The 19,585-nt window shown below is 69.6% G+C and carries 19 protein-coding genes and 1 pseudogene; 9 read left to right on the top strand and 11 right to left on the bottom strand.

Annotated elements, in window-relative coordinates; genetic code table 11:
- Positions 1 to 99: 99 nt before the first annotated feature.
- On the bottom strand, positions 100 to 609 hold the full coding sequence (locus AC0B61_RS35560; RefSeq protein WP_471746429.1) for a GNAT family N-acetyltransferase: 510 nt from the start codon (positions 607 to 609) through the stop codon (positions 100 to 102).
- Between the two features lie 105 nt (positions 610 to 714).
- Between AC0B61_RS35560 and AC0B61_RS35565 the strand changes: the two are divergent.
- Positions 715 to 1,740, top strand: a pseudogene (locus AC0B61_RS35565) (NAD(P)/FAD-dependent oxidoreductase); the annotation flags it as partial.
- A gap of 76 nt (positions 1,741 to 1,816) precedes the next feature.
- Positions 1,817 to 2,206 (top strand): cytochrome P450, encoded by a 390-nt coding sequence (locus AC0B61_RS35570; protein ID WP_471746431.1) that lies wholly within the window; start codon positions 1,817 to 1,819, stop codon positions 2,204 to 2,206.
- Positions 2,207 to 2,251: 45 nt separating this feature from the next.
- Here AC0B61_RS35570 and AC0B61_RS35575 read toward each other — a convergent pair whose 3' ends face one another.
- Positions 2,252 to 2,758 (bottom strand): ArsR/SmtB family transcription factor, encoded by a 507-nt coding sequence (locus tag AC0B61_RS35575; RefSeq protein WP_471746433.1) that lies wholly within the window; start codon positions 2,756 to 2,758, stop codon positions 2,252 to 2,254.
- 57 nt (positions 2,759 to 2,815) lie between these two features.
- Here AC0B61_RS35575 and AC0B61_RS35580 point away from each other — a divergent pair, with 57 nt between their 5' ends.
- The 4 genes from AC0B61_RS35580 (at position 2,816) to AC0B61_RS35595 (ending at position 8,545) form a co-directional block, all read left to right on the top strand.
- Positions 2,816 to 3,727, top strand: coding sequence for a S41 family peptidase (locus AC0B61_RS35580; protein WP_471746435.1), 912 nt, complete (start codon positions 2,816 to 2,818; stop codon positions 3,725 to 3,727).
- Between the two features lie 527 nt (positions 3,728 to 4,254).
- A complete protein-coding gene (locus AC0B61_RS35585) occupies positions 4,255 to 4,998 on the top strand; it encodes an SAVMC3_10250 family protein (protein WP_471746437.1) in 744 nt (247 codons plus the stop codon).
- Between the two features lie 66 nt (positions 4,999 to 5,064).
- Positions 5,065 to 7,203, top strand: a complete 2,139-nt coding sequence (locus tag AC0B61_RS35590; protein WP_471746439.1) for an AIPR family protein — start codon at positions 5,065 to 5,067, stop codon at positions 7,201 to 7,203.
- On the top strand, positions 7,166 to 8,545 hold the full coding sequence (locus AC0B61_RS35595; protein ID WP_471746441.1) for a serine/threonine-protein kinase: 1,380 nt from the start codon (positions 7,166 to 7,168) through the stop codon (positions 8,543 to 8,545). The genes AC0B61_RS35590 and AC0B61_RS35595 overlap by 38 nt, the downstream gene beginning before the upstream one ends.
- A gap of 101 nt (positions 8,546 to 8,646) precedes the next feature.
- Here AC0B61_RS35595 and AC0B61_RS35600 read toward each other — a convergent pair whose 3' ends face one another.
- The 3 genes from AC0B61_RS35600 to AC0B61_RS35610 are packed head-to-tail and all read right to left on the bottom strand — an operon-like array spanning position 8,647 to position 12,096.
- Entirely contained in the window at positions 8,647 to 9,075 is a 429-nt protein-coding gene (locus AC0B61_RS35600) for a hypothetical protein (protein ID WP_471746443.1), read from the bottom strand.
- Complete coding sequence (locus AC0B61_RS35605) at positions 9,065 to 11,242, bottom strand: integrase (protein WP_471746445.1); 2,178 nt, start codon at positions 11,240 to 11,242, stop codon at positions 9,065 to 9,067. The genes AC0B61_RS35600 and AC0B61_RS35605 overlap by 11 nt, the downstream gene beginning before the upstream one ends.
- Positions 11,239 to 12,096: a hypothetical protein gene (locus AC0B61_RS35610; protein WP_471746447.1), complete on the bottom strand. Its 858-nt coding sequence runs from the start codon at positions 12,094 to 12,096 to the stop codon at positions 11,239 to 11,241. Before AC0B61_RS35610 ends, AC0B61_RS35605 begins: the two co-directional genes overlap by 4 nt.
- A gap of 390 nt (positions 12,097 to 12,486) precedes the next feature.
- Between AC0B61_RS35610 and AC0B61_RS35615 the strand changes: the two genes are divergently transcribed.
- Positions 12,487 to 13,260, top strand: a complete 774-nt coding sequence (locus AC0B61_RS35615; RefSeq protein ID WP_471746449.1) for a tyrosine-type recombinase/integrase — start codon at positions 12,487 to 12,489, stop codon at positions 13,258 to 13,260.
- A gap of 426 nt (positions 13,261 to 13,686) precedes the next feature.
- On the opposite strand, the gene AC0B61_RS35620 is transcribed toward AC0B61_RS35615, so the two are convergent.
- From AC0B61_RS35620 to AC0B61_RS35630, 3 genes are all read right to left on the bottom strand, one after another.
- Entirely contained in the window at positions 13,687 to 14,190 is a 504-nt protein-coding gene (locus tag AC0B61_RS35620) for a Mu transposase domain-containing protein (RefSeq protein WP_471746451.1), read from the bottom strand.
- A 176-nt stretch (positions 14,191 to 14,366) separates the two neighbouring features.
- Positions 14,367 to 14,546 (bottom strand): hypothetical protein, encoded by a 180-nt coding sequence (locus tag AC0B61_RS35625; protein WP_471746453.1) that lies wholly within the window; start codon positions 14,544 to 14,546, stop codon positions 14,367 to 14,369.
- 82 nt (positions 14,547 to 14,628) lie between these two features.
- On the bottom strand, positions 14,629 to 15,297 hold the full coding sequence (locus AC0B61_RS35630) for a GbsR/MarR family transcriptional regulator (protein ID WP_471746455.1): 669 nt from the start codon (positions 15,295 to 15,297) through the stop codon (positions 14,629 to 14,631).
- A gap of 148 nt (positions 15,298 to 15,445) precedes the next feature.
- Between AC0B61_RS35630 and AC0B61_RS35635 the strand changes: the two genes are divergently transcribed.
- Positions 15,446 to 16,333, top strand: a complete 888-nt coding sequence (locus tag AC0B61_RS35635) for an ATP-binding cassette domain-containing protein (protein ID WP_471746457.1) — start codon at positions 15,446 to 15,448, stop codon at positions 16,331 to 16,333.
- A gap of 49 nt (positions 16,334 to 16,382) precedes the next feature.
- Positions 16,383 to 17,141, top strand: a complete 759-nt coding sequence (locus AC0B61_RS35640; protein ID WP_114041619.1) for an ABC transporter permease — start codon at positions 16,383 to 16,385, stop codon at positions 17,139 to 17,141.
- A gap of 68 nt (positions 17,142 to 17,209) precedes the next feature.
- Here the strand turns inward: AC0B61_RS35640 and AC0B61_RS35645 are convergent, their stop codons facing one another.
- From AC0B61_RS35645 to AC0B61_RS35655, 3 genes are all read right to left on the bottom strand, one after another.
- Positions 17,210 to 17,539: a hypothetical protein gene (locus AC0B61_RS35645; RefSeq protein WP_471746459.1), complete on the bottom strand. Its 330-nt coding sequence runs from the start codon at positions 17,537 to 17,539 to the stop codon at positions 17,210 to 17,212.
- An 82-nt stretch (positions 17,540 to 17,621) separates the two neighbouring features.
- A complete protein-coding gene (locus AC0B61_RS35650) occupies positions 17,622 to 18,116 on the bottom strand; it encodes a hypothetical protein (RefSeq protein ID WP_471746461.1) in 495 nt (164 codons plus the stop codon).
- The gene (locus AC0B61_RS35655; protein WP_471746463.1) at positions 18,103 to 19,215 is read right to left on the bottom strand and encodes a hypothetical protein; all 1,113 of its coding nucleotides are present in this window, start codon (positions 19,213 to 19,215) and stop codon (positions 18,103 to 18,105) included. Before AC0B61_RS35655 ends, AC0B61_RS35650 begins: the two co-directional genes overlap by 14 nt.
- Positions 19,216 to 19,585 lie beyond the last annotated feature (370 nt).

Below are 19,585 nucleotides of genomic sequence, written 5' to 3' on the forward strand. Positions count from 1 at the left end.
CCGCCGCCTTCACCTACCTCACGGCCTGGATGCTCCTCGCCCTCGCCGGGCTGCTGGCCGCCGCCCGCCGCTGACCGGCAGTCAGCCGACGACCGGTGGTCAGCCGACGACCGGACTGCGGCGCTCCACCAGCAGCACGTCCCGCCAGACGCCGCGGTGGCGACCGATGCGCTCACGGGTGCCGATCACGCGGAAGCCGTGCCGTCGGTGCAGCGCGAGGCTCGCGGTGTTCTGCGGGAAGATCCCGGACTGGATCGTCCAGATCCCGGCTGCCTCGGTCGACGCGATCAGCGCCCCGAGCAGCCGCCCGGCGACGCCCCGGCCGCGCGCGTGGGGGTGGACGTAGACGGAGTGCTCGACGACCCCGGCGTACGCACAGCGGTCGGAGACCCGGGACGCGGCCACCCACCCCAGCACCCGGCCCTCGCGGTCAAGGGCGACGTACCGGTGCCCGGGCAGCCTGGCCGCGTCGAACGCCTCCCAGGCCGGGGCCTCGGTCTCGAAGGTGGCGTCCCCCTCGTCGATCCCGGCCTGGTAGACGGCGAGCACCTGCTCAGCGTGCTCGGGCGCCATTGCGGCGAGGGTGAGGTCACCGGGCAGAGTTGCCATTCGCCATCTCCTTCACGGTCGTCCTGGTCGTCCTGGTCACGCTGGTTGTGTTGGTCACGCTGGTCACGCCGGTCCTGCTGGTCGCCGAGGATCGCGCGGACGGCTGCCGGAAAGGCGCTCAGGCAGGCGCAGTTGACCGTCGAGCACGCCGACGGATCCGAGGAGCGCATCCTCGCCCGCGCGGTGGTCGACGCCTCCGGCACCTGGTCGACCCCCAACCCGCTCGGCGCCGACGGCCTGCCCGCCCTCGGCGAGCGCGCCGCGAACGGCCGCATCTCCTACCGCATCCCCGACCTGCGCGACCCTGCCGTCCGCGCACGGTTCGCCGGCCGGCGAACCGCCGTCGTCGGTACCGGCGCTTCCGCCTTCACGGCGCTGGCCTACCTGGCCGACCTGGCGAAGGACGAGCCCGGCACCCACACCGTGTGGGTGCTCCGCCGCGGCCTCACCGGCTCCACGTACGGCGGTGGCGAGGCCGACCAGCTGCCCGCCCGCGGCGCACTCGGCCTGCGCGCGAAGAAGGCCGTCGAGGACGGCCACGCCTCCGCCCTCACCGGCTTCCGCACCGCCGCCGTCGAGACCGCGGGCGGCCAACTCGTGCTGGTGGGGGAGGACGGGCGCCGCAGCGAGCCGGTCGACCAGGTCGTCGTCCTCACCGGCCTGCGCCCCGACCTCTCCTTCCTGTCCGAGGTCCGGCTCGGCCTCGACGAGCGCCTCCAGGCCCCCGTCGCCCTGGCCCCGCTGATCGACCCCAACCAGCACTCCTGCGGCACCGTCTACCCGCACGGCGCCGCTGAGCTCTCCCACCCGGAGAAGGACGTCCATCTCGTCGGCATGAAGAGCTACGGCCGGGCGCCGATGTTCCTCGCCATGACCGGCTACGAGCAGGTCCGCTCCGTCGCCGCCGCCCTCGCCGGCGACCACGACGCCGCCGCCCGCGTCGAACTCACCCTCCCGGAGACCGGCGTCTGCGGCGGCGCCGGCCTCTTCGACCAGTCCGACGCCGACCAGCCCGACGCCGAGCGGGCCGGCGGCAGTGGCTGCTGCTCGGTGCCGGCCGCGCCACAGCTGGTCACCCTCGGTGCGGCCCCGCAGGGATCGTCCTGCTCCACCGCCGGCGGCGGCTGCTGACCAGCACTCGACGGCCAGGACGTTGCTGCAGCGCGGGGTGGGGAGGCGCCGCGAAACGGCGTGTCGCAGTGGCATCGTGACTAACAGTGACGCCGTCCGCCTGAAGTGCGTTACCGACCGGAGCGGCCCTGCTCCACCGTGCCGCCGGTCGCACCCCCCGCGAGACGTACGGGCACCATCACGGACTCGGCACGCCCTGGACGGCCGGTTCAAGCGGTCCCTGCTGTTCGCGCCGGACGCCCCCCACCACCGGCTGTTCACCCCGCTGGAAGCCACCACCCTCGCCTTCGGCGCCGGCCAGCACTTCTGCCCCGGAGCCGCCCTGGCCCGCCTCCAGGCGCAGGTCGCCCTCCACCGGCTCGCCGCCCGCCTGCCCACCCTCAGCCTCACCACACCCCCCACCGAACTCGCCTGGCAGCAGGGCACCACCACCCGCAGCCCCCTGCACCTGCCCGCCACCTGGTAGCACTCACGGGCCGACCACTGCTCGACCGGCAGGCCAACCGACCCCCTACGCCCCGGCCTGCTGGTAGAGCGTCACCAGGAGGCCGTACACCGGCTCGCCCTCCGCATCCTCCTCCGTCTCGTCGACCAGCCCCTTCAGCGCCTCCGCGAGCCGCGCTGCCTTGGCCGGGCTGAGCCGCAGGTGGCGCAGTGTCAGGAGGTGGTCGGCGGGCGAGCGTTCCAACTCCTGGGCGACGGCGCCGAACAGCGCCGCCGTGCCCTCGGCCTGCGGTTCGGCGACGTGGAGTCGCTCGGCGGTCCGCCGGTAGTACTTCTCGGTGCCGCCGCGCACCCGTCGCGTTCCCGCGTCCTGGACCAGCCCTGCCTCGCACAGCACCCTGAGGTGGTGGGAGACGCTGCCCTTGTTCACTCCCAGCTGCGCGGCGAGCCGGCTGATCGTCGACGGCCGGCTGCCCAGGGCGAAGAGCAGGCGCTGGCGCAAGGGGTGGGCGAGTGCGGTGTGCTGCAGGGGCGTGCTGATCTGCTGGACGTCTTCGTCTGGTTGGTGGCTCACCAGATCAAGCGTTAAGTACGGTTGACGCTTTGGCAAGCCGCTGGTCTACTCCCTCCCATGACCTCCACCACCATGCCACCCGCGTTGGACGCCGTCGCCGTCGTCGAGTCGATAGCCGACCTGGTCCGCGAGAACTACGTCTTCCCCGACGCCGCCCGGCAACTGGCGGCCCTGCTGCGGCGCCGGAGTGCCGAGGGCGCCTACCGGGCCGACTCCGCCCAGGAGTTGGCCGAAGCGGTCACCGCGGACCTGCGGTCCGTCAACGGCGACCTGCACCTGGCTCTCAAGTACCACGCCGTGCCGGTGCCGCCTGAGCAGGGCTCGGCGGCACTCGCCGCGATGCGGCGGGAATTCGACGCCTCCCTGGGCGGAGTCCCGCGCGTGGAACTCCTCGACGGCGGCGTCGCGGTCCTGGAGATCGCACCCAAGATGTTCCCGCTGGACTGGGCGGCGCAGCCGCTCACCGCGGCCCTCTCCCTGGTGGCACCCGCCCGCGCCCTCATCCTCGACCTGCGCCGCAACACCGGCGGCGATCCGGACACGGTCGCCTTCACCTGCGGCTACCTGCTCGACGGCCGCACCCACCTCAACACCATGCTGTCGCGGCAGGGAGAGGTGGCCGAGCAGTCCTGGACGCCCCCGTTCGTCCCGGGCGCCCGCTTCGGCAGCAGCAAGCCGCTCTACGTGCTGACGAGCGGAAACACCTTCTCGGCGGCCGAGGAACTCGCCTACGACCTGCAGCAGCTCGGCCGCGCCGAGGTCGTCGGGGAGGCCACCCGCGGCGGCGCGCACCCGCGCGACGGCTGGACGGTGCACCCGCACCTGGAGCTCAGCGTGCCCATCGCCCGCGCCGTCAACCCGGTCTCGGGCACCAACTGGGAGGGCACCGGCGTCCGGCCCGATGTGCCGTGCGACGCCGAGTCGGCGCTCGACCGCGCGCTGACCCTGGCCGCGGCGCGCTTGACCTAGGACTCCAGGGAGAGCCGCTGATCCGCGAATGCGACCGCGAGGACACCGCGCGGCCCCCGGCACCACGGCGTCCTTCCCATCAGCGCCCTGATCGGCGGGAGCGATAGACCTGTACTGACGGGGTCTCATCCAGATATGTCCGGTGATCTGTGCGCTGAGCCGGGGGGCTTACGTACGCTCCGGGCATGAGTGAACGCGTCGGCTACGCCCGCTAACCAGGCATGAGACGTGTTCGTCGGTTCGATGTCCGTGAATCGCACGGCACTTGTAGACGCGCGTCGGTAGTGCTGTCAGTTGCTGCGTCTCACCCGTGAACTGCTGCCCGGCTTCCGAACGCACCCGGCAGCGACACATACCGGGCGGAGCGAGGTCTCGGTGCCCGCCTCGTCGGCGACACCGATCCTGAGCTAACCAGCACAAGCACGGGAGCCGTGTCCGACTTGCGAGGCGGAGCTGTTGTCGGTCGGAGATGGCAGGATGGGGCCAGCAGAAGCAGTGCCGATGAGCAAGGTAGCCGGGGGGCGCCAGTGCGTGAGGTTGTCTACTTGTCCGAGGGCAAGCTGCACGAGTTCCTGCCGGAGCCACGCCGCGCTCTCCCCGCCGTCAAGCTGCACGCCGGCGTATCCCTCGCCGGGATCAACGTGGAGAAGCCCGCGTTGGACAGCGCTCAGGATCTGCGGCGCCACCTCAAGCGGGTGGAGAAGGAGATGGCGCGCCACACGCCCTGGCACACGGAGCTCGAGCCCACTCCGGGCCGCTGGGTCAGATTCAAGGCTCCGCTGAACTGGGTCACGCTTCGGGGCAGGTACCAGGATCTGGTGCTGTTCGTGGACCCGGCCCCGGACTCGGCGCGCCCTCACGAGGCTGGCGGCGCCCGCCGACTGCTACTGCACGGCTCCGCCCGACACCTGCTCGGTCGTCCGCCGCTCCAGGTTGACGGCCCCGCGCTGACTGGCCTCGAAGGCGGTGGCCACAGCGCTGGCACGATCTTCGTTACCAACGCCGGTCACGTCGTCAACGCGCTGGCTCACGCCCATGATGTGCTCGAACCGGAGGCTGGGGCGGACGGGGGAGGCCGACCTGAGCCGACCGCGCCCCTGCACCGCGCCGGCATCCGTGACCTGCTGGCAGCCCTGGACGCAGAGAGCACTGAGATCAGCACCTCCGCCGTGGTGACCGGATACGCCCGGGTCAGCGCGCTCCTGCCCGAGACCGCCACCGAGGCTGGCTGCCTGGTAGCGAGCCCCCTGATCGTGGAATACGTGAAGTAGCCTGCTGAGCGCGCGGTGCCAAACTGCGTACCGCACGGAACCCAACCGCTTTGGGGGGAGGCCACCGTGGAAGACCGGACCGACGCGCTTCGAGCCGTGCCGCTGGAGGTCCGTCAGGTGCGTGAGGCCCTGACCCGGGAATTCGCTGGCCTCCTGGACCTGGCCGACGTCCCGGCGCTCTCTCCGGCACAGCGTGAGAGGGTCTTCCTCTCCCGAGCACTGGCCGCAAAAGCGGGGCAGCTGGTCGCCGGCTGCACCGCGGCGGAGGCGGCGGAGGCGGTCATCGACGGAGCTGGTGACCACGGTATCGACGCCGTGCTGGTCTCACCCGCGACCGCTGAGATCTGGCTGGTCCAGGCAAGGTGGAGTGACCAGGCAACAGCCCGGCTGGACAGTACAACCGTTCAGAAGTTGCTCCACGGCCTCGAGCGGCTTGTCAATCTCCAGTACGACCGGTTCAATGCGAGGTTCCACCGGCTAATCGACCGAGTCAACGCGGCGCTCAACGCGCCAACCTGCCGGATTCACCTGGTCCTCGCCGCCCTGGGCGATGACGGCCTTACCCACAAGGGCCAGGACTTGTTGATCGAGGCTGCATCGGACTTTAACGAGATTCAGGAGCTGCTCGACTTCCGGGTCCTGGGTATCGCGGACTTCCACTCCGCTGCACGACGGGACACGCTCCCAACACCGGTCTCGGTCAGTGCCACGCTGTCCGACGGCTGGCACGAGAACTCCACTCCATACCAGACATATCTCGGAACGGTGGCCGCCGACGAGCTGGCCATGTGGTACGAGCAACACGGTGAACGGCTCTTCGACCAGAACGTGCGCTACCCGCTGGGCCTGACCAACGTCAATGTGGCCGTGATCGATAGCCTACTGAACAACCCCCAGGAGTTCTGGTACTTCAACAACGGCATCACAGTGTTGTGCGACTCGGTCCGCCTCAACTTCTTCGGTCGGCGCGCACAAAGTCAGCCAGTGCGGCTGGAGTTGGCCAATGCCCGGGTCGTCAACGGTGCGCAGACGGTCGCCGCCGTCCATCATGCACACGAGCGAGAGCCGCAGGCGGTCGCCGAAGCACTCGTCGCGGTCCGGATCATCTGCTTGGACGGAGCTCCAGCCGATCTGGCGCGGCGGATCACCCAAGCCACCAACACACAGAACCACGTGGAGGCACGGGACTTCGCCGCGCTCGATCCTCAGCAGGAGCTCATCCGCCAGGACTTCGCCCGGTCGCTGGGCAAGTCGTACGTCCTCAAGCGCGGTGAGCAGGAGCCGGTACCGGCAGCGGGATGCAGCGTGAGCGAGGCAGCGCTCGCCCTGGCCTGCGCCTACCCCGATGCCGCCGCGGTCGCCCGCTTTCGGCAGGACAGCGATGTCCTGTGGCGCCAAGGCGCCGGTGGGATATACACCCGCCTCTTTGGAAGCCGCCCCAGTGCACTGCAGATCTGGCGATCCGTCAGGTTCATGCGTGGGGTTCGCGACGCTCTGGCGACCCTGGCCGGCAGCCTGGAAGGCCATGGCCGCATGGTCGCCGACCGGGCTGACTTGCTGATCATCCACATCGCCTTCCAACTGATCGGCAGCGATGGTATCGACGAGCCGGGCGACGAGTGGGACGCCCGGCTGGAGGCCACGGTGCAGCTGACCGGCGTCATCCTCTCCACGTTGATCGACCAACTGGACGCCCAGCACGGCCAGTACGCCTTCCTAACCCGGACCCTCCGCGACGAGCGGAGCTGCCAGCATCTGGCGGCAGGCGTGCTGCGGTCGCTGGAGCACGGGGCTGACCGACAGCCTGCCACTCCTCGACGGCCGAGCCGCAGACGACGACCCAACACCGTTCCCCTGCTGGTCGCACACGGTCGCATCGAGGACGGAAGCCAGCTGGTCTATCGACCGAACAGCGCCGTGGAGCGGGAGGCGCTTCACGAGTGGCTCAGCGAGACCCCAGAGCGGTACCTCGCCTCCTGGGTCAACGACGAACGCAAACCCCTGGTCTGGGCGGTTGATCAGCGACGCTACTCGCCGGCCGGGCTGGCGTTGCGGATCTGGGAGGAGGCCCAATGGGCCGAACGGCCGGCTGCGGTACAGGGCACGAGGAGCTGGTACCTGCCGGGCGAGGGCACACTCGCCGAGCTGGCCGACGAGCTCTTGGCCGATGCGGACGCAGCAGGCGACGGTCCTGGTGCGGAGTGACGCACGTGTCCTCGACGAGCGTTACGAACTGCGCCAGCGGCTCGGTGGCGGCGCCATGGGGGAAGTCTGGCTGGGGCACGACCGCCGGTCACGGCGAGCCGTCGCCGTCAAGCTGATCCACCGGGAGCTGCTGGACGCCCGCGATCCGGCTGAGTTGGTCCAGCGCTTCACCCATGAGGCCAATCTGCTAGCGCGCTTGGAGCACCCCGGTATCCCGGCGTTCCTCGACGCACGGCTTGACCCCGGCGCGGGCGAGCTCTACCTGGTGATGGAGCACGTCCTCGGCCGGGACCTCATGGAGATCGTCGGGGAAGAACGCCGCCTGTCCGAACAGCAGGTCGTGTCCATCGCCGTTCAGGTCTGCGACGTCCTCGAGTACACTCACGCGATTCCCGTCATCCACCGGGACCTCAAGCCAGCCAACATCATGCTGACCGGCCGCCAGCGGGTTATGGTGTTGGACTTCGGTGTGGCCAGGATGTTCAGAACGGACCAAACGCGGCTGACCCAGGGCAACAGGGTGCTCGGCACCGTCGCGTACATGCCGCCCGAGCAGTGCGAGGGACGCGATGTCAATCCGCGCAGCGACCTCTACTCCCTGGCCTGCATGCTCTACGAGCTCCTCACGGGAATCCCGCCATTCACCGGTTATGACGCCGCCAGGGTCATGCACCACCACCGGTTCCAAACACCGGAACCGGTCAGTCTGCTGCGCCCTGGCGTCGCCCCAACGCTGGAGGCTGTCATCATGGCCGGGCTGGCGAAACGGGCGAGCGACCGCCCGGCGACCGCACGGGAGTTCCGGGAGCGGCTCGGCTCACTGGATTGGGAGTCGAGTGAGTCAGGCGTCACGCCCTCGCCCGCTTCTACCCGAGTCCCAATGTTTGCCGCCCCGGACCACCCAATGGCCGAGACCTTTCCTATCCACGTGCGGATCACACAGGCGCAAGCGCTCTTCGACGAGGGTCTCATCGTTCAAGCCATGCCAAGGTTCGCCAGCCTCGCGCAAGATCTGGCAGGCCTTGGCCCGGAGCATGCCGATGACGCCGCACGGTGCCGTTTCATGCTTGTGCGCTGCCAGACGCATCTTGGATACCAGGAAGAGGCTCTGAAGGATCTCCTGGCGCTCGCAGATGCGCTGCGGCCTTGTCGACCACCTGATGACCGCCTGCTGCTTAACGTCCGATTCCACGTCGGTCAGCTGCTTCTCGATCAGGGTGATCAACACGGCATCAGCGAGCTTGCCGAGGTCTACCGGGTTCTGACGGCTGCCGATCGCCCGGAGGACGCGGCGATGACCGCGGAGGTTCGTCGGGCGTTGACCCGAGCCACACTGGGCTGACGCGCCATTGACTGCGGCGGTAGGTGCATGATCCTGCCGACGTGTTCGGTGAGATCTACCGTGACACTGATCGGCTCCGGGCAGCGGCGGTGATTGAGGCTCTACCGTCGTGGAAGTGTCCGGACGGCCGCCGTCGGGGCGGCTTCGAGCTGCTGGCGTAGTGCGGTGATCTCACCGTGCTGAGCGGCCAGGCGAGACAGCGCCGTGGTCTGGAACTCCTTCAGGGCGTCGAGCTCGGCGTTCTTCCTGCTGAGGCGTTCGCGAAGTGTCGCAACCTCTGTCTTGAGCCGTTCGATCTGCGCCAGGCGTGGGTCCGACTGCCGGCCGGTCTGCTGGTCGGCAGTCCGCTGGCGGTCGAACTCGGCCTTCAGATGGGGATAGGTGCGGTAGAGCGTCGCCCTGGGTACTCCGGCGAGCGTGCATAGGCTCTTGACGTCGCACTTCAAGCCGTCGGGGACGGGGCCGGCGAGGAGTTGTTGCATCGCGGCTTGGATCCTGGCCTCGGTTTGGGTCTGATGTTCATGCGTCATGGACGGGCTCCTCCTCGACGTGTCCGGTGGCGTCGATCTCGGCGACGATGCGGGTGGCGCGGTCGAACTCGGCTCTGGCTCGAGCCTGTTCGGGTTTGGAGAGTCTGGGGTTGCCGAGGAAGACGGCTCGGGTGTTCCCGGCGTGGTCGGCCCAGACCCGTCGGTGTCGGGGGTGGTGAGTGGCTTGTGGGCAGCGGGCCGAGTCGCACATCCCCATCAGGGGCTCGTCGGCGTTCGGGGTGCCGGCGAGTTTCAGGCACAACGCCTTGGCTGGGTCGGAGAACCAGCAGTAGTTGCCGACACCGACGTGCAGGGTCTTCGCCTTCGCCTTCAGCACACGCTCGACGCGCCGGTCGTCGATGACAGTGACCGGCCCGGCGTCGTGCCGCTCCAGAGCCTGGTCGACGGCTTTGAAGGCCGCGATGAGGTCGCGGGCGCCCTGCCCGCTGGGCAGGTTGCCGCGCTGGTAGTCCTCGTAGGCTGCGACGGTCAGCCGCAGGTGTTCGGCTTCTTCCTCGGCGGCGACCTCGGCGGCGAAGGCGGCCTGGTGACCACCGGGGCGGGCGGCATAGCCCTCGGTGGTGGCGACACTGACGTGCTTGAGGTGTAGCTTCGTGGCCATCAGGCCGTGCGGGCGCTGGGCGATGGTGATTGCGAGCGTGCGTCGCAGAGCCCGTGGGTTCACCGGTCCGTCGGGGATGGGCTCCAGTCCGAGCCGCTGCCCGTACTCGCCGTTCACCCATGAACGTAGGGCCGTGTAGCGGTTGTTGCTGCTGTTGGACGCCTTGGCGAACAGCCGCTGGCCCGGGGCAGCGCAGGTGAGAGCCTCGACCGTGCCGATGGCCTGGTGCACGTCCTCGATGACCACCCAGGCGTCCTCGGCCCCGCCGAACGCCTCGCCTTTGATGCGCCGGGAGACCAGCCGGTAGCGGGTGCCGCCGCCCGGCCGTTGCTCGTGGCTTCGGCATCCGCTGGTCAGTTCCGCCAGCTCGGAGGCGCGCATGCCGGACAACGCCGAAGTGAGGAAGTAGGCCGCCGAGGTGACGGCATAGACCGTGGCGTCCAGTCGGTGCCGGGCCATCGGCAGGGCCCACGGCACTGGTTCGCCGTCATCGTGACGGGGCACGAGAGTCACATTCCGGCACCAGGGCTGCTGCAGACCGCACTCGCTCACCCAGCGTTCCAGTTCGGGGCGGAGAGCTTCCAGGTCCCGGCGGTGGCCCATGGCTCCCGCGGTTTCGACGACGAACGAGTGCCAGGACATGTGCAGGAGCGGATCGTCCGGACTCCAGCCGCTCTTCAACCGTTTGCTCACCGTCGCCGGATGGGCCTGTGCTGCCGGAATCCCGGTCGCGCGTCGCCGCTCGACGGCCTCGCGCAGGTCACCGAGCTCGCGGACCAGCAGGCCACGCCGCGAGGCCGCCTCACAGTGTTCGGCGGCGCGAGCTGCGGCAGCCTCGGCCGCCAGCGGCGGGCCAATCGTCTCCAGCAAGTACAGACAGTTCGCCAGCAGAGGCCGCAGTAGCGCGTCCGGAACCGGCGGCACCCGGTTCTCGCCGCTGCGTACATATCCGACGACTTCGTCCGCACTGCGGCCCAGCCACGGAGCGAAGCCGGGCTGGTAGCGGTCGCTGAGGATCTCCGCGTAGAAGGCGAGAAACTGCGGGATACGGACCATCGCCACCGTAGTAGCGGGCAACAGCAGCCGGTCGGGATCGGTGGTGCTCCGCGAGACGGTGGCGAGGTAGGTGTCACAGTGGTGCTGGCGGACCTGCGCCAGCACGGTGACGCCCACCGCCGTGAGGTGGTTGAACCACAGGGCGAGATGCTTGAGCTCGGACCAGAGCGAGTTCGGGTTCAACGGAACACGGAAGGCCTGCGGCAGGGTGGCGACGTCGGGATGAAGCGGGGCCAGCCGTGCCATCAGGTACTCGCGGGCGACGTGCCGCCAGCGAGGGTTGGCGATGGTGGTGAAGTCCAGGATCTTGCGGTGAGCGCCCATCACGACCGGGGCGTCGGCGAGACCGGTCAGGTCCCAGACGTCCTGGTCGAAGACGGGACGGAGACTGCCAGGCTCGCGCCGCAGGCCGGCGGTCTCGATCACCGGCAGACCGTGGAACGGGTGCCGCCCGGCCAGAGCCGGGGAAGCGGCATAGGTGGTCGTCACTGGGGCTGTTCCTCCAGGTGCAGCGGCAGGAATGCGGCGGTCTCGATGCTCTGCCGGGTGGCGGCCTCGATGGCGGCCGGGCCGAAGCGGGGCAGGATGTCCTCATCCAGGCGGGCCGTGTATGGACCGAAGATCCGCAGGAACTGCGTGGTGGTCATCTGCTGGGCCTGCCGGGAGAAGTACTCCTTGAGCCGGAGCAGGTTGGGCAGGTGGCGGGGCGCGAATGCGGCGAGCGGACACAGCAAGCACACCCAGGGCCGGGCCGGACACAAGGTCCCGGCCGGGGCGTGCGGGCCATTGAACGGGCTGGCGCACGCGGCGACGAACATGTCCTGCTCGCCGGAGAGCAGGGCGTTGATGGCCGCCGCGTCCAGACCGGCATCCTCGACCAGGCGCGGGAAGTCCGCAGCGAACGCGGCAGCGTCCTCACTGCTGATCACGACCGGCGGGGCGGCCTTGCGGCGCACATCGCCCTGGGCCTGCTCGATGACGCCCTCAAGCGCGTCCAGCTGGGCCGGGGTGTGAGAGCTGAGGTAGTGGTCTCCCTCGACGCGGGCGCTGTGGTTGGGGTCGATCGTCGTGCGGCCGGTCCAGATCGTGCGGTCGCGGCGGTGGTGGTAGGTGGCCCTGATCCGGCCGCCGTGCACTGGCAGGGGCTGCACGTCGTCGCCGAGAACACCCGAGGAGTCCATCCAGCCCCGGCGCTGGCGCTGACCACGGGGGCGGTCGAAGATCCTTCCCTGCCCTCTTCCGAGTCCGTCACGGCCCACATAGATCCATAGACGGCCAGCCAAATCACCGGCGTGCTCGCGCAGTTGGGCCGAGTTCTCCAGCCAGCGGTCCAGCAGCCGCACAGCATCAGGGGCAGATTGAGCGCCTCGTCCCCGGTGCGGCCCTTGCGATAGGAGAGCAGGACAGTAGTCGCCGAGGTCCTAGTGACGTTGTCCAGTCGCAGGGCGTCGATTCCGTCAGGGGCGATGCCCTGCGCATCGCGAACAGCGTGAGGTAGGCGAACGCCGTCTCCGAGGCCGGGAACAGCGCCGACTCGACCGCCGCCAACTGGGCCCGGTCAACACGAGCGCCCATCGTGCCGCACCGCTCGACGGTCCTTCTCGCCTCCGCAGGGCCCGCGTGGCGCGGCCGGGTTCCTGTCCTGGCTGCGCAACGGCCGCACCGTCGAGCACGCCCTGGTCGAGCCCGAGGAGGCTCCATCGCCGGAGACGCTCGAGGCCAGACTGGCCGCGTTGATCTCCTTCTACCGCTGGCAGGAGGCGGTCTTCTCGGTGCCGGTCGCGGGCCGGCTGATGCGCGGGGCACCCCGTCGGGCCCCAGCCCGCGGGCTGCTCGCGCGCCTGGATGCCCGGAGTGCGCCGGGCCCGTCCTCGTTGGTCCGCGTTCGCCGTCACCGGCATCGCGGGCGGCCGCCCCTGCTGCTGCCGGCCGAGATCCAGGCGATCCTGGACGGCTGCGCGGTGCCGGACGCCTCGGCTGGCGAGTGGGCGGGAAACCTGCGTGACCGGCTGCTGTTCGCCCTGCTCGCGGAGACCGGGATGCGCCTGGGCGAGGCTCTGGGCCTGCGGATCGGTGACTTCATCATGGGTCGCGGCGGCACGCCCTATGTCGAGATCGTGCCGCGGGAGGACAACCCGAACGGGGCGAGGGTGAAGATGATGCGCCCCCGCCGCGTCTATGTCGGCACCGACCTGGAGCGCCTGTTCGCCGACTACCTGACCCATCTCGCCTGCCGGTCCACCGAGTTGGGAATGCCGATGAGCACCGACTCGCCGCTGCTGGTCAACCTCACCCGGCCTCCGCTGCTGGCCGCGATGCGGGAGGGGACGGTGCGGGACAAGACCTCCGCCCTGCGCAAGAAGAGCATCGGCCCGGCTGCCTGGACACCGCACTGGTTCCGACACAGCCACGCGACCGCGTTGCTGCTGGCCGGGACGCCGGAGTGGGTGGTCTCCCGCAGACTCGGGCACGCACACGTTCAAACCACTCTCGACCTTTATGGCTGAGTCCGCGAGGACGAGGCCCTGCGGGCCGCGGCGAACTGGAAGTCATACATCTCCGCCTGGCAGGTGGCCGATGGCCGGTGAACACCGCCGTCTGCACGTCGTCGGCCGCGAGGACCCGATCTGGCGGCTGTGGTCACAGCTTCCCGAGCCCTGGAAGGGGCCGGTCATCGGGGACGGCATCGAGGACTGGGACAGGATCACCGAGAACGGCGACCGCAGGATCGAACTGACCGGCCTGCCCGACCCGATCCCTGCCGAACTGGCCTGGATGTCCCACTGGCAGGCCAAGGACGGGACCCGCTCGTCGGTGCTGGGCACCAACCAGCTCGCGAACATCCTCCGCCGGGCGATCCGGGAGAACCATCCCTTCCCGCCCTCGATCCGCGCGATGGACTGGGAGACCGCCGGAGCCCTGCAGCGGTGGTTCTATGCCACCCGCTGGGGTCGGCTGCCGCCGCACGGCAGCGTCGCCCGGCTGCGGGTGATCTTCCGCTTCAGTCGTCTGGCTCTGCTCGCCCGCTGCCACGACGGGCCGTGGTGGTCCCTGGACGAATGGCACCCCTGGTGCGACCGGTTGAGCAGGGCCCGAAGCGGGCCGGCTTCCTCGGCCAGGGGTTGTTCGTGGCGGGGCCGGGGCACGACGTCGCCCGTCGTGACGCGCCTGGTGTCGCCCTTGGGCAGGCCGTCCCAGTGCCGCTCGTCGACGATGCGGGCGCCGCGGCCGACCGCCCGGGAGTGGACGGCCAGCAGGGTGCTGCCGGCTGAGTCGGGGACGGTCGAGTGCAGCACTATCTGGGACTTCGTGGCCCGGATCTCGACCAGCTGGCGTGGGCGGACCCGGCGGGCGGGAACCGAGTAGAGGTTCGCGTCGAAGGCGACCAGGCAGTCCTCTTGCCGACGTGCGCCGAAGGTGGCGTTGCGCGACCACATAGGGGGTCCGCGGCAGCGGCCGCAGGGCCACGTGGTCGCGGATCGCGCGCAGGCCGATGACCTCGCCGTGAGTGCCGTGGACCCGCGCGCGCCGCAGCGGAACCCAGGAGGTGAACGCGGCGTCGAGCCCTCGATCGAGGAGAAGGCCCGGCCGGCCAGGACGTGGTCGCGGACGATCAGCACCTGGCGCTCGACCCGGCCCTTGCCTGGGGCCGGTAGGCGGCCAGCACGTCGATGTCGAAGTCGTAGTGGCCGGCGAACGCGACCGCCTCCGGGTGGAGCGGGACCGCCTCGCCAGGGGCGACGTGCCGGCGGACCACGGTCTTGGTGCGGTCGTAGACAATGCTGATCGGCACCCCTCTAATATGCGGGTCTCACTGTCAAGCCACCGGTTGTACTGAGAAGCCGTTGAGCGCCTGAAAACGCAGGGGACTCGTGTCACCTCAGCAGGTCGCGCCACCGGGCCGCCGACTCCAACGCGTCCAGGCTGATCCGCTCCAGGAACGCCCCACTCTTCGCCAACCGCGCTCCGGCAGGCGTGTCGAGGCCGATCTGCTCCGCGTACTGGACCGCGACCTGTGCCGCATGAAGCGTCTGCTCCGCGCCGGTCACCGTCGACTGGAACCAGGCGTCGTTGTCGACCACGTACACGTCCCGGCGTCCCTGGGCCTCGCGCCGGATCAGCTCCTGGCGGATCAGATACCCGACCGCCGCCGAGACCGATGCCGGGCTGACTCCCAGCTCCCGGGTCAGCTCGGTGGCTGTGAGCCTGCCGTCCGTACTCAGCCACAGTGCGATCAGGACCCTGGCCATCATCTTCGGCAGCCCAGTGCCCACCGCCAGCTCCACCGCCTGGTCCTGGGCGTCCGTCTGCCCGGCGCCGGGCGTGTGCCCGGCGCTCGGCGTGCGGCGGCGTGCCCGTCGCTCCGTCGCCTGGTGCGCGAGTTCGGCGCGGTAGCCGGCCGGACCGCCGTTGCGGCCGATCTCCCGAGTGACCGTCGACGTGGTCCGGCCGAGGCGCCGCGCGATCTCGGCGTAGGAGAGCCCCTCGACGAGTCCGGCGGCGATGCGGTGGCGGTCCTGCTGGGTCAGTCTTCCTCCTGGCATGGCCGCAGTCTTGCATTCGGCGACACCTGTTGCAATGCCAATGGTGCATTCGGCGGCATCGTCATTGCATCAAAATATGGCCATTGAACTGCGGTTATGTGGATCTCTCCGTAGACACTTTCTCTGAACGCAACGTAGCTTTCAGCCCGTGCTGAACACAGATGCCATCATCGCCGCCACTGGACTGCGCAAGTCCTACGGCGCCCACCTCGTCTTGGACGGCGTCGACCTCACTGTCGCGCAGGGCACGATCTTCGCCCTGCTCGGCCCCAACGGAGCCGGCAAGACCACGATCGTCCAGATCCTGTCCACCCTGATCAAGGCCGATGCCGGCAAGATCCGAGTGGCCTGCCACGACCTGGCCCGGGACCCCGACGCGGTGCGCGCCGCGATCGGCGTCACCGGCCAGTTCTCCGCAGTGGACGACCTGCTCACCGGCCAGGAGAACCTGCGCCTGATGGCCGACCTGCTGCACGTCGGCCGCTCGCGACGCCGCCGGACCGTGCAGGCGCTGCTCGAACGCTTCGACCTCGCGGCCGTCGCCCGCAAACCCGTCGCCACATACTCCGGAGGCTTGCGCCGCCGCCTGGACCTCGCCATGACGATGGTCGGCGCGCCCCGGCTGATCTTCCTCGACGAACCGACCACCGGCTTGGACCCGCGCAGCCGCCGCGAATTGTGGCGCACCGTGCGGGACTTGGTCGAGAACGACGATGTCACCGTCTTCCTGACCACCCAGTACCTGGAGGAGGCCGACCAGCTCGCCGACCGCGTGGCCCTCCTCAGCGAGGGAAGGCTCGTCGCCGAGGGGACGCCTAACGAACTCAAGCGCCTGATTCCCGGCGGCCACATCGCCGTGCGCTTCGCCGACGACGCCGAACTCACCGTCCAGATCCCGGACGGCGGCGTGGCCGAGGCACTGAGGGCCGTTGTGGGCCAGCTGGACGCGATCGACGCAGAGGTGGCGGGGCTGACGGTGCACACCCCGGACCTCGACGACGTCTTCCTCGCCCTGACCAAGTCCTCCTCGCTCTGACCGACGACACCAACTCCACCAACGACATCGCTTTGAAGGAACCTGCCTGATGAAAGCCGTCGCCGACTCCGCGACCATGCTGCGCCGCCAGCTCAAACACGTCCGCCGCTACCCGACGCCGCTGCTGACCTACACGGCCGTCCCGGTGATCATCCTGCTGCTGTTCGTCTACGTCCTCGGCGGCACCATGGGCGCCGGCATCGGCGGCGGCCGCGCCGCCTACGCCGGCTACCTCACGCCCGGCATCATGGCCACGACCATCGCCGGCGCCGCCCAGGGCACGGCCATCGCCGTCGCGATGGACATGACCGGCGGGATCGTCGCCCGGTTCAAGACCATGGCCATCGCGCGCGTCTCCGTCCTCACCGGACACGTGCTCGGCGCCCTGGTGCAGAACTTCCTCGCGCTCACCGCGGTCACCGCCGCCGCCCTCGCGATCGGCTTCCGGCCCGCCGCCACCGCCCTGGACTGGCTCGGTGTCATCGGCATCCTGGCCATGTTCACCTTCGCCATCACCTGGCTGTCCGTCGCGCTCGCCTTGATCGCCCGCAACGTCGCCACCGCCAGCAACCTGCCGATGCCCTTGCTGATCCTGCCGTTCCTCGGCAGCGGCGTGGTGCCCACCGCGTCGATGCCGACGCCGCTGCGCTGGTTCGCCGAACACCAGCCGTTCACCCCGGTCATCGAGACCCTGCGCAAGCTGCTCGCCGCCCAGCCGGCCGGCACCGACCTCGCGAAGGCCGTCGCGTGGAGCGCGGTGATCGCGCTCGCCGGCTACCTGTTGGCGCGCAAGCTCTACAACCGCTGAGACTGCGCGTCGGTGAGGCGGGGGTGAGGCGGCGTCCGACGCGGTCCGCCTCGGGCCCGCAGAGGGGATCAGGACGCTTCTCCGTCCAGTCGGCTGAGAAGTCCATCGAAGATCTGCTCGCGGGCAACCTGGCCCTTGGCTGCCGCATCGTCCCGCTGGCGCTCGAGGGTGGGGCGGAATTCGATGGTGGTGACGAAGAACGTGCAGGACTCGCAGATCGATTCGAAGTGGCAGTCCATCTCGACGGGACGCGCGCAGTAGCCGTTGCCGAGCATCCGGCGGTGCATCTCGCGGCGAAGCTTGGCCATCTCCGTTCCCTCCGCGTCGGCCGGCAGCCGACGCGGGGCGTCGTAGAGCGCCTCGACCTTCTCCGAGACGGCGAAGTACTCGTCCGCCACCGTCCGGTCGGCGATCCGTAATGGTGGAGTCGGGTATTGGAACCGCCCGAATGCCTGCCGCGCAGAGCCGGCTCGAGCGGGCTCACAGGTAGTCGAAGAAGCGGTCCCACCAGGTCGGTGGGTGCTCGGGTGGGTTGTAGGCGGCGAGGTTGCTGGCGCCGTCGTATCGGGTCCAGAGCAGATGTTCGGAGACGGCGATATAACCGAGCGCTTCGAGTTCGTCGTTGATGCAGTGCCGGTCGGCAGTCTCGAAGAGGAGGTGCTCTTCTTTCTCGTCGTAGCTGCCGGGGTTCCCCAGCGTCACGGCGACGAGGTTGCCGAAGTTGCTGACGCGGATGGCGATGTGGTCGCCGCTTGCCGTCGCGGTGGTGGGGATGACGATCGTCCCGTGGTGGCTTGCATCCTGGACGCCTCGATCGACGCTGCAGGTGCAGCGGAACCGCTGATCCAGCCTGGCTGCGAGCTGATCGAATCGGGCTCGCGTCGCGGTGTGGTCGTAGTTCCGGGGGAACTCCATGTGGTCGGGATCGTCGAGATCCCCCAGCAGAGCCCAGATGTGCTGGTCATCGAGGGGCATGGTCATCGTCTCCGTGTCGGTGCGGATGGTTGATGCGCTGGCTGACCTGGGCTGCATAGGTGGCCCAGTCGCCGGCGGCGGCTCGCTGCCATTTGACGGCGACGGTGATGTCGATGCCGAGGGTCCGGGCGAGGACCGCGGCGGGCAGCTCGGTGGCGAGCTGGAACAGAGCGGTCGAGCGGGTCTCGGCGAGTCGGATGCCGAGCTTGCGAAGGCGTTCGCCCATGGCCCAGACGCTGATCGGGCGGCCGGGCTGGCCGCCGGGGAACAGCCAGGGCGAATCCGTGCGTCCGAGGACGGCGTGACTGCGTCGAACCGAGACCTGCCGAACAGCCAAGTCGGCGACGAGCTCCGGCAGTTCGATTGGGACGTCGCCGAGTCGGATGCGGACCGCTCGGTTGGCCTGCTCGATGTCGTCGACGGTCAGACGGGAGATCGCTGCGGGCCACTGGGCATAAAGGAGCAACAGCAGGCCGGCCAGGCGGTCCTCGGTCCGGATGGTGTCGTCGTGCAGGAGATGGCGGGCTGTGGCCCAGCGGGCCTCGTCATCCATCGGCCGGGAGGGGCCGTTCCATCTCACGGCCGGGAAGCTGAGGTCGCGGGCGATCTTCTGGGATAGGGCCCAGCGCACGAAGTTGCCTGCTTCCCGGCGGTGGCGGACATCGTCGCTGGTCATCCAGCGTTCGAGGTCGATCTGGCGGCAGGTAGGGAGGGTCAGGTTCTGGTCGTCGAGCCAGTTGAGGAGGTGGACGGCGGCCCGCAGATGCTGGCGGACGACGGTGAGCTGGGTGTGCGTGATGTCCCTGCCGCGGCTGCGGCGGCGAAGGCACCGCAGCAGATGCCAGGTTGCGTATCGGTGCAGGACCTTGCGCCCCTCGACGGTTGCGTGGGAGGTGACGAGGTCCTTCACGAGTCGTTCGAGGCGGACCATCTGCTCGTCCCGCTGTGGAAGGGCCTCGGTGGCCACGAGCACGCTGCGGATGTGCTCGACGACCTTGCCTTCCGGGAGTTCGTCCAGAGCCTCGTGGGTCAGTGGCCGGCGCCCGGAGGCAAGATCCGACAGGACGGTGGAGACGATGCCCTTGGAGAGCCAGCGCATCGCGGTGCCAGCGCGTTCGCTGCCGGTCAGGGCGTCGTGGAGGGCCAGCAGCTTCGGCGGTATGGCGCCCGCGTCATCGGCCAGGAGATCGTGCAGCCGCTGCTTGAGAGTGCAGCGAGGGCAGGGCCCTGGAGCTCGTAGCCGCTCGGCTTCGCCGCAGGTGGGACAGGGGCGGCAGAGTTCCGCGTCCGGTGTGGTGCACGGGCCGCAGACGGGGACGTCGGCGGTGCCGGAGTGGATTCCGCGGAGCCGTCCGCAGATGGTGCAGCGGGCTTGGTGTCGGCGTACAGGTGAAGGTGCTCAGCCATGTACGAGTGAACGTACCCAGCAGGTCACGCCGACTCGAACTTGACCATTGCGTCGCCCGCGG

The sequence above is a fragment of the Kitasatospora sp. NPDC023385 genome (assembly GCF_055664045.1).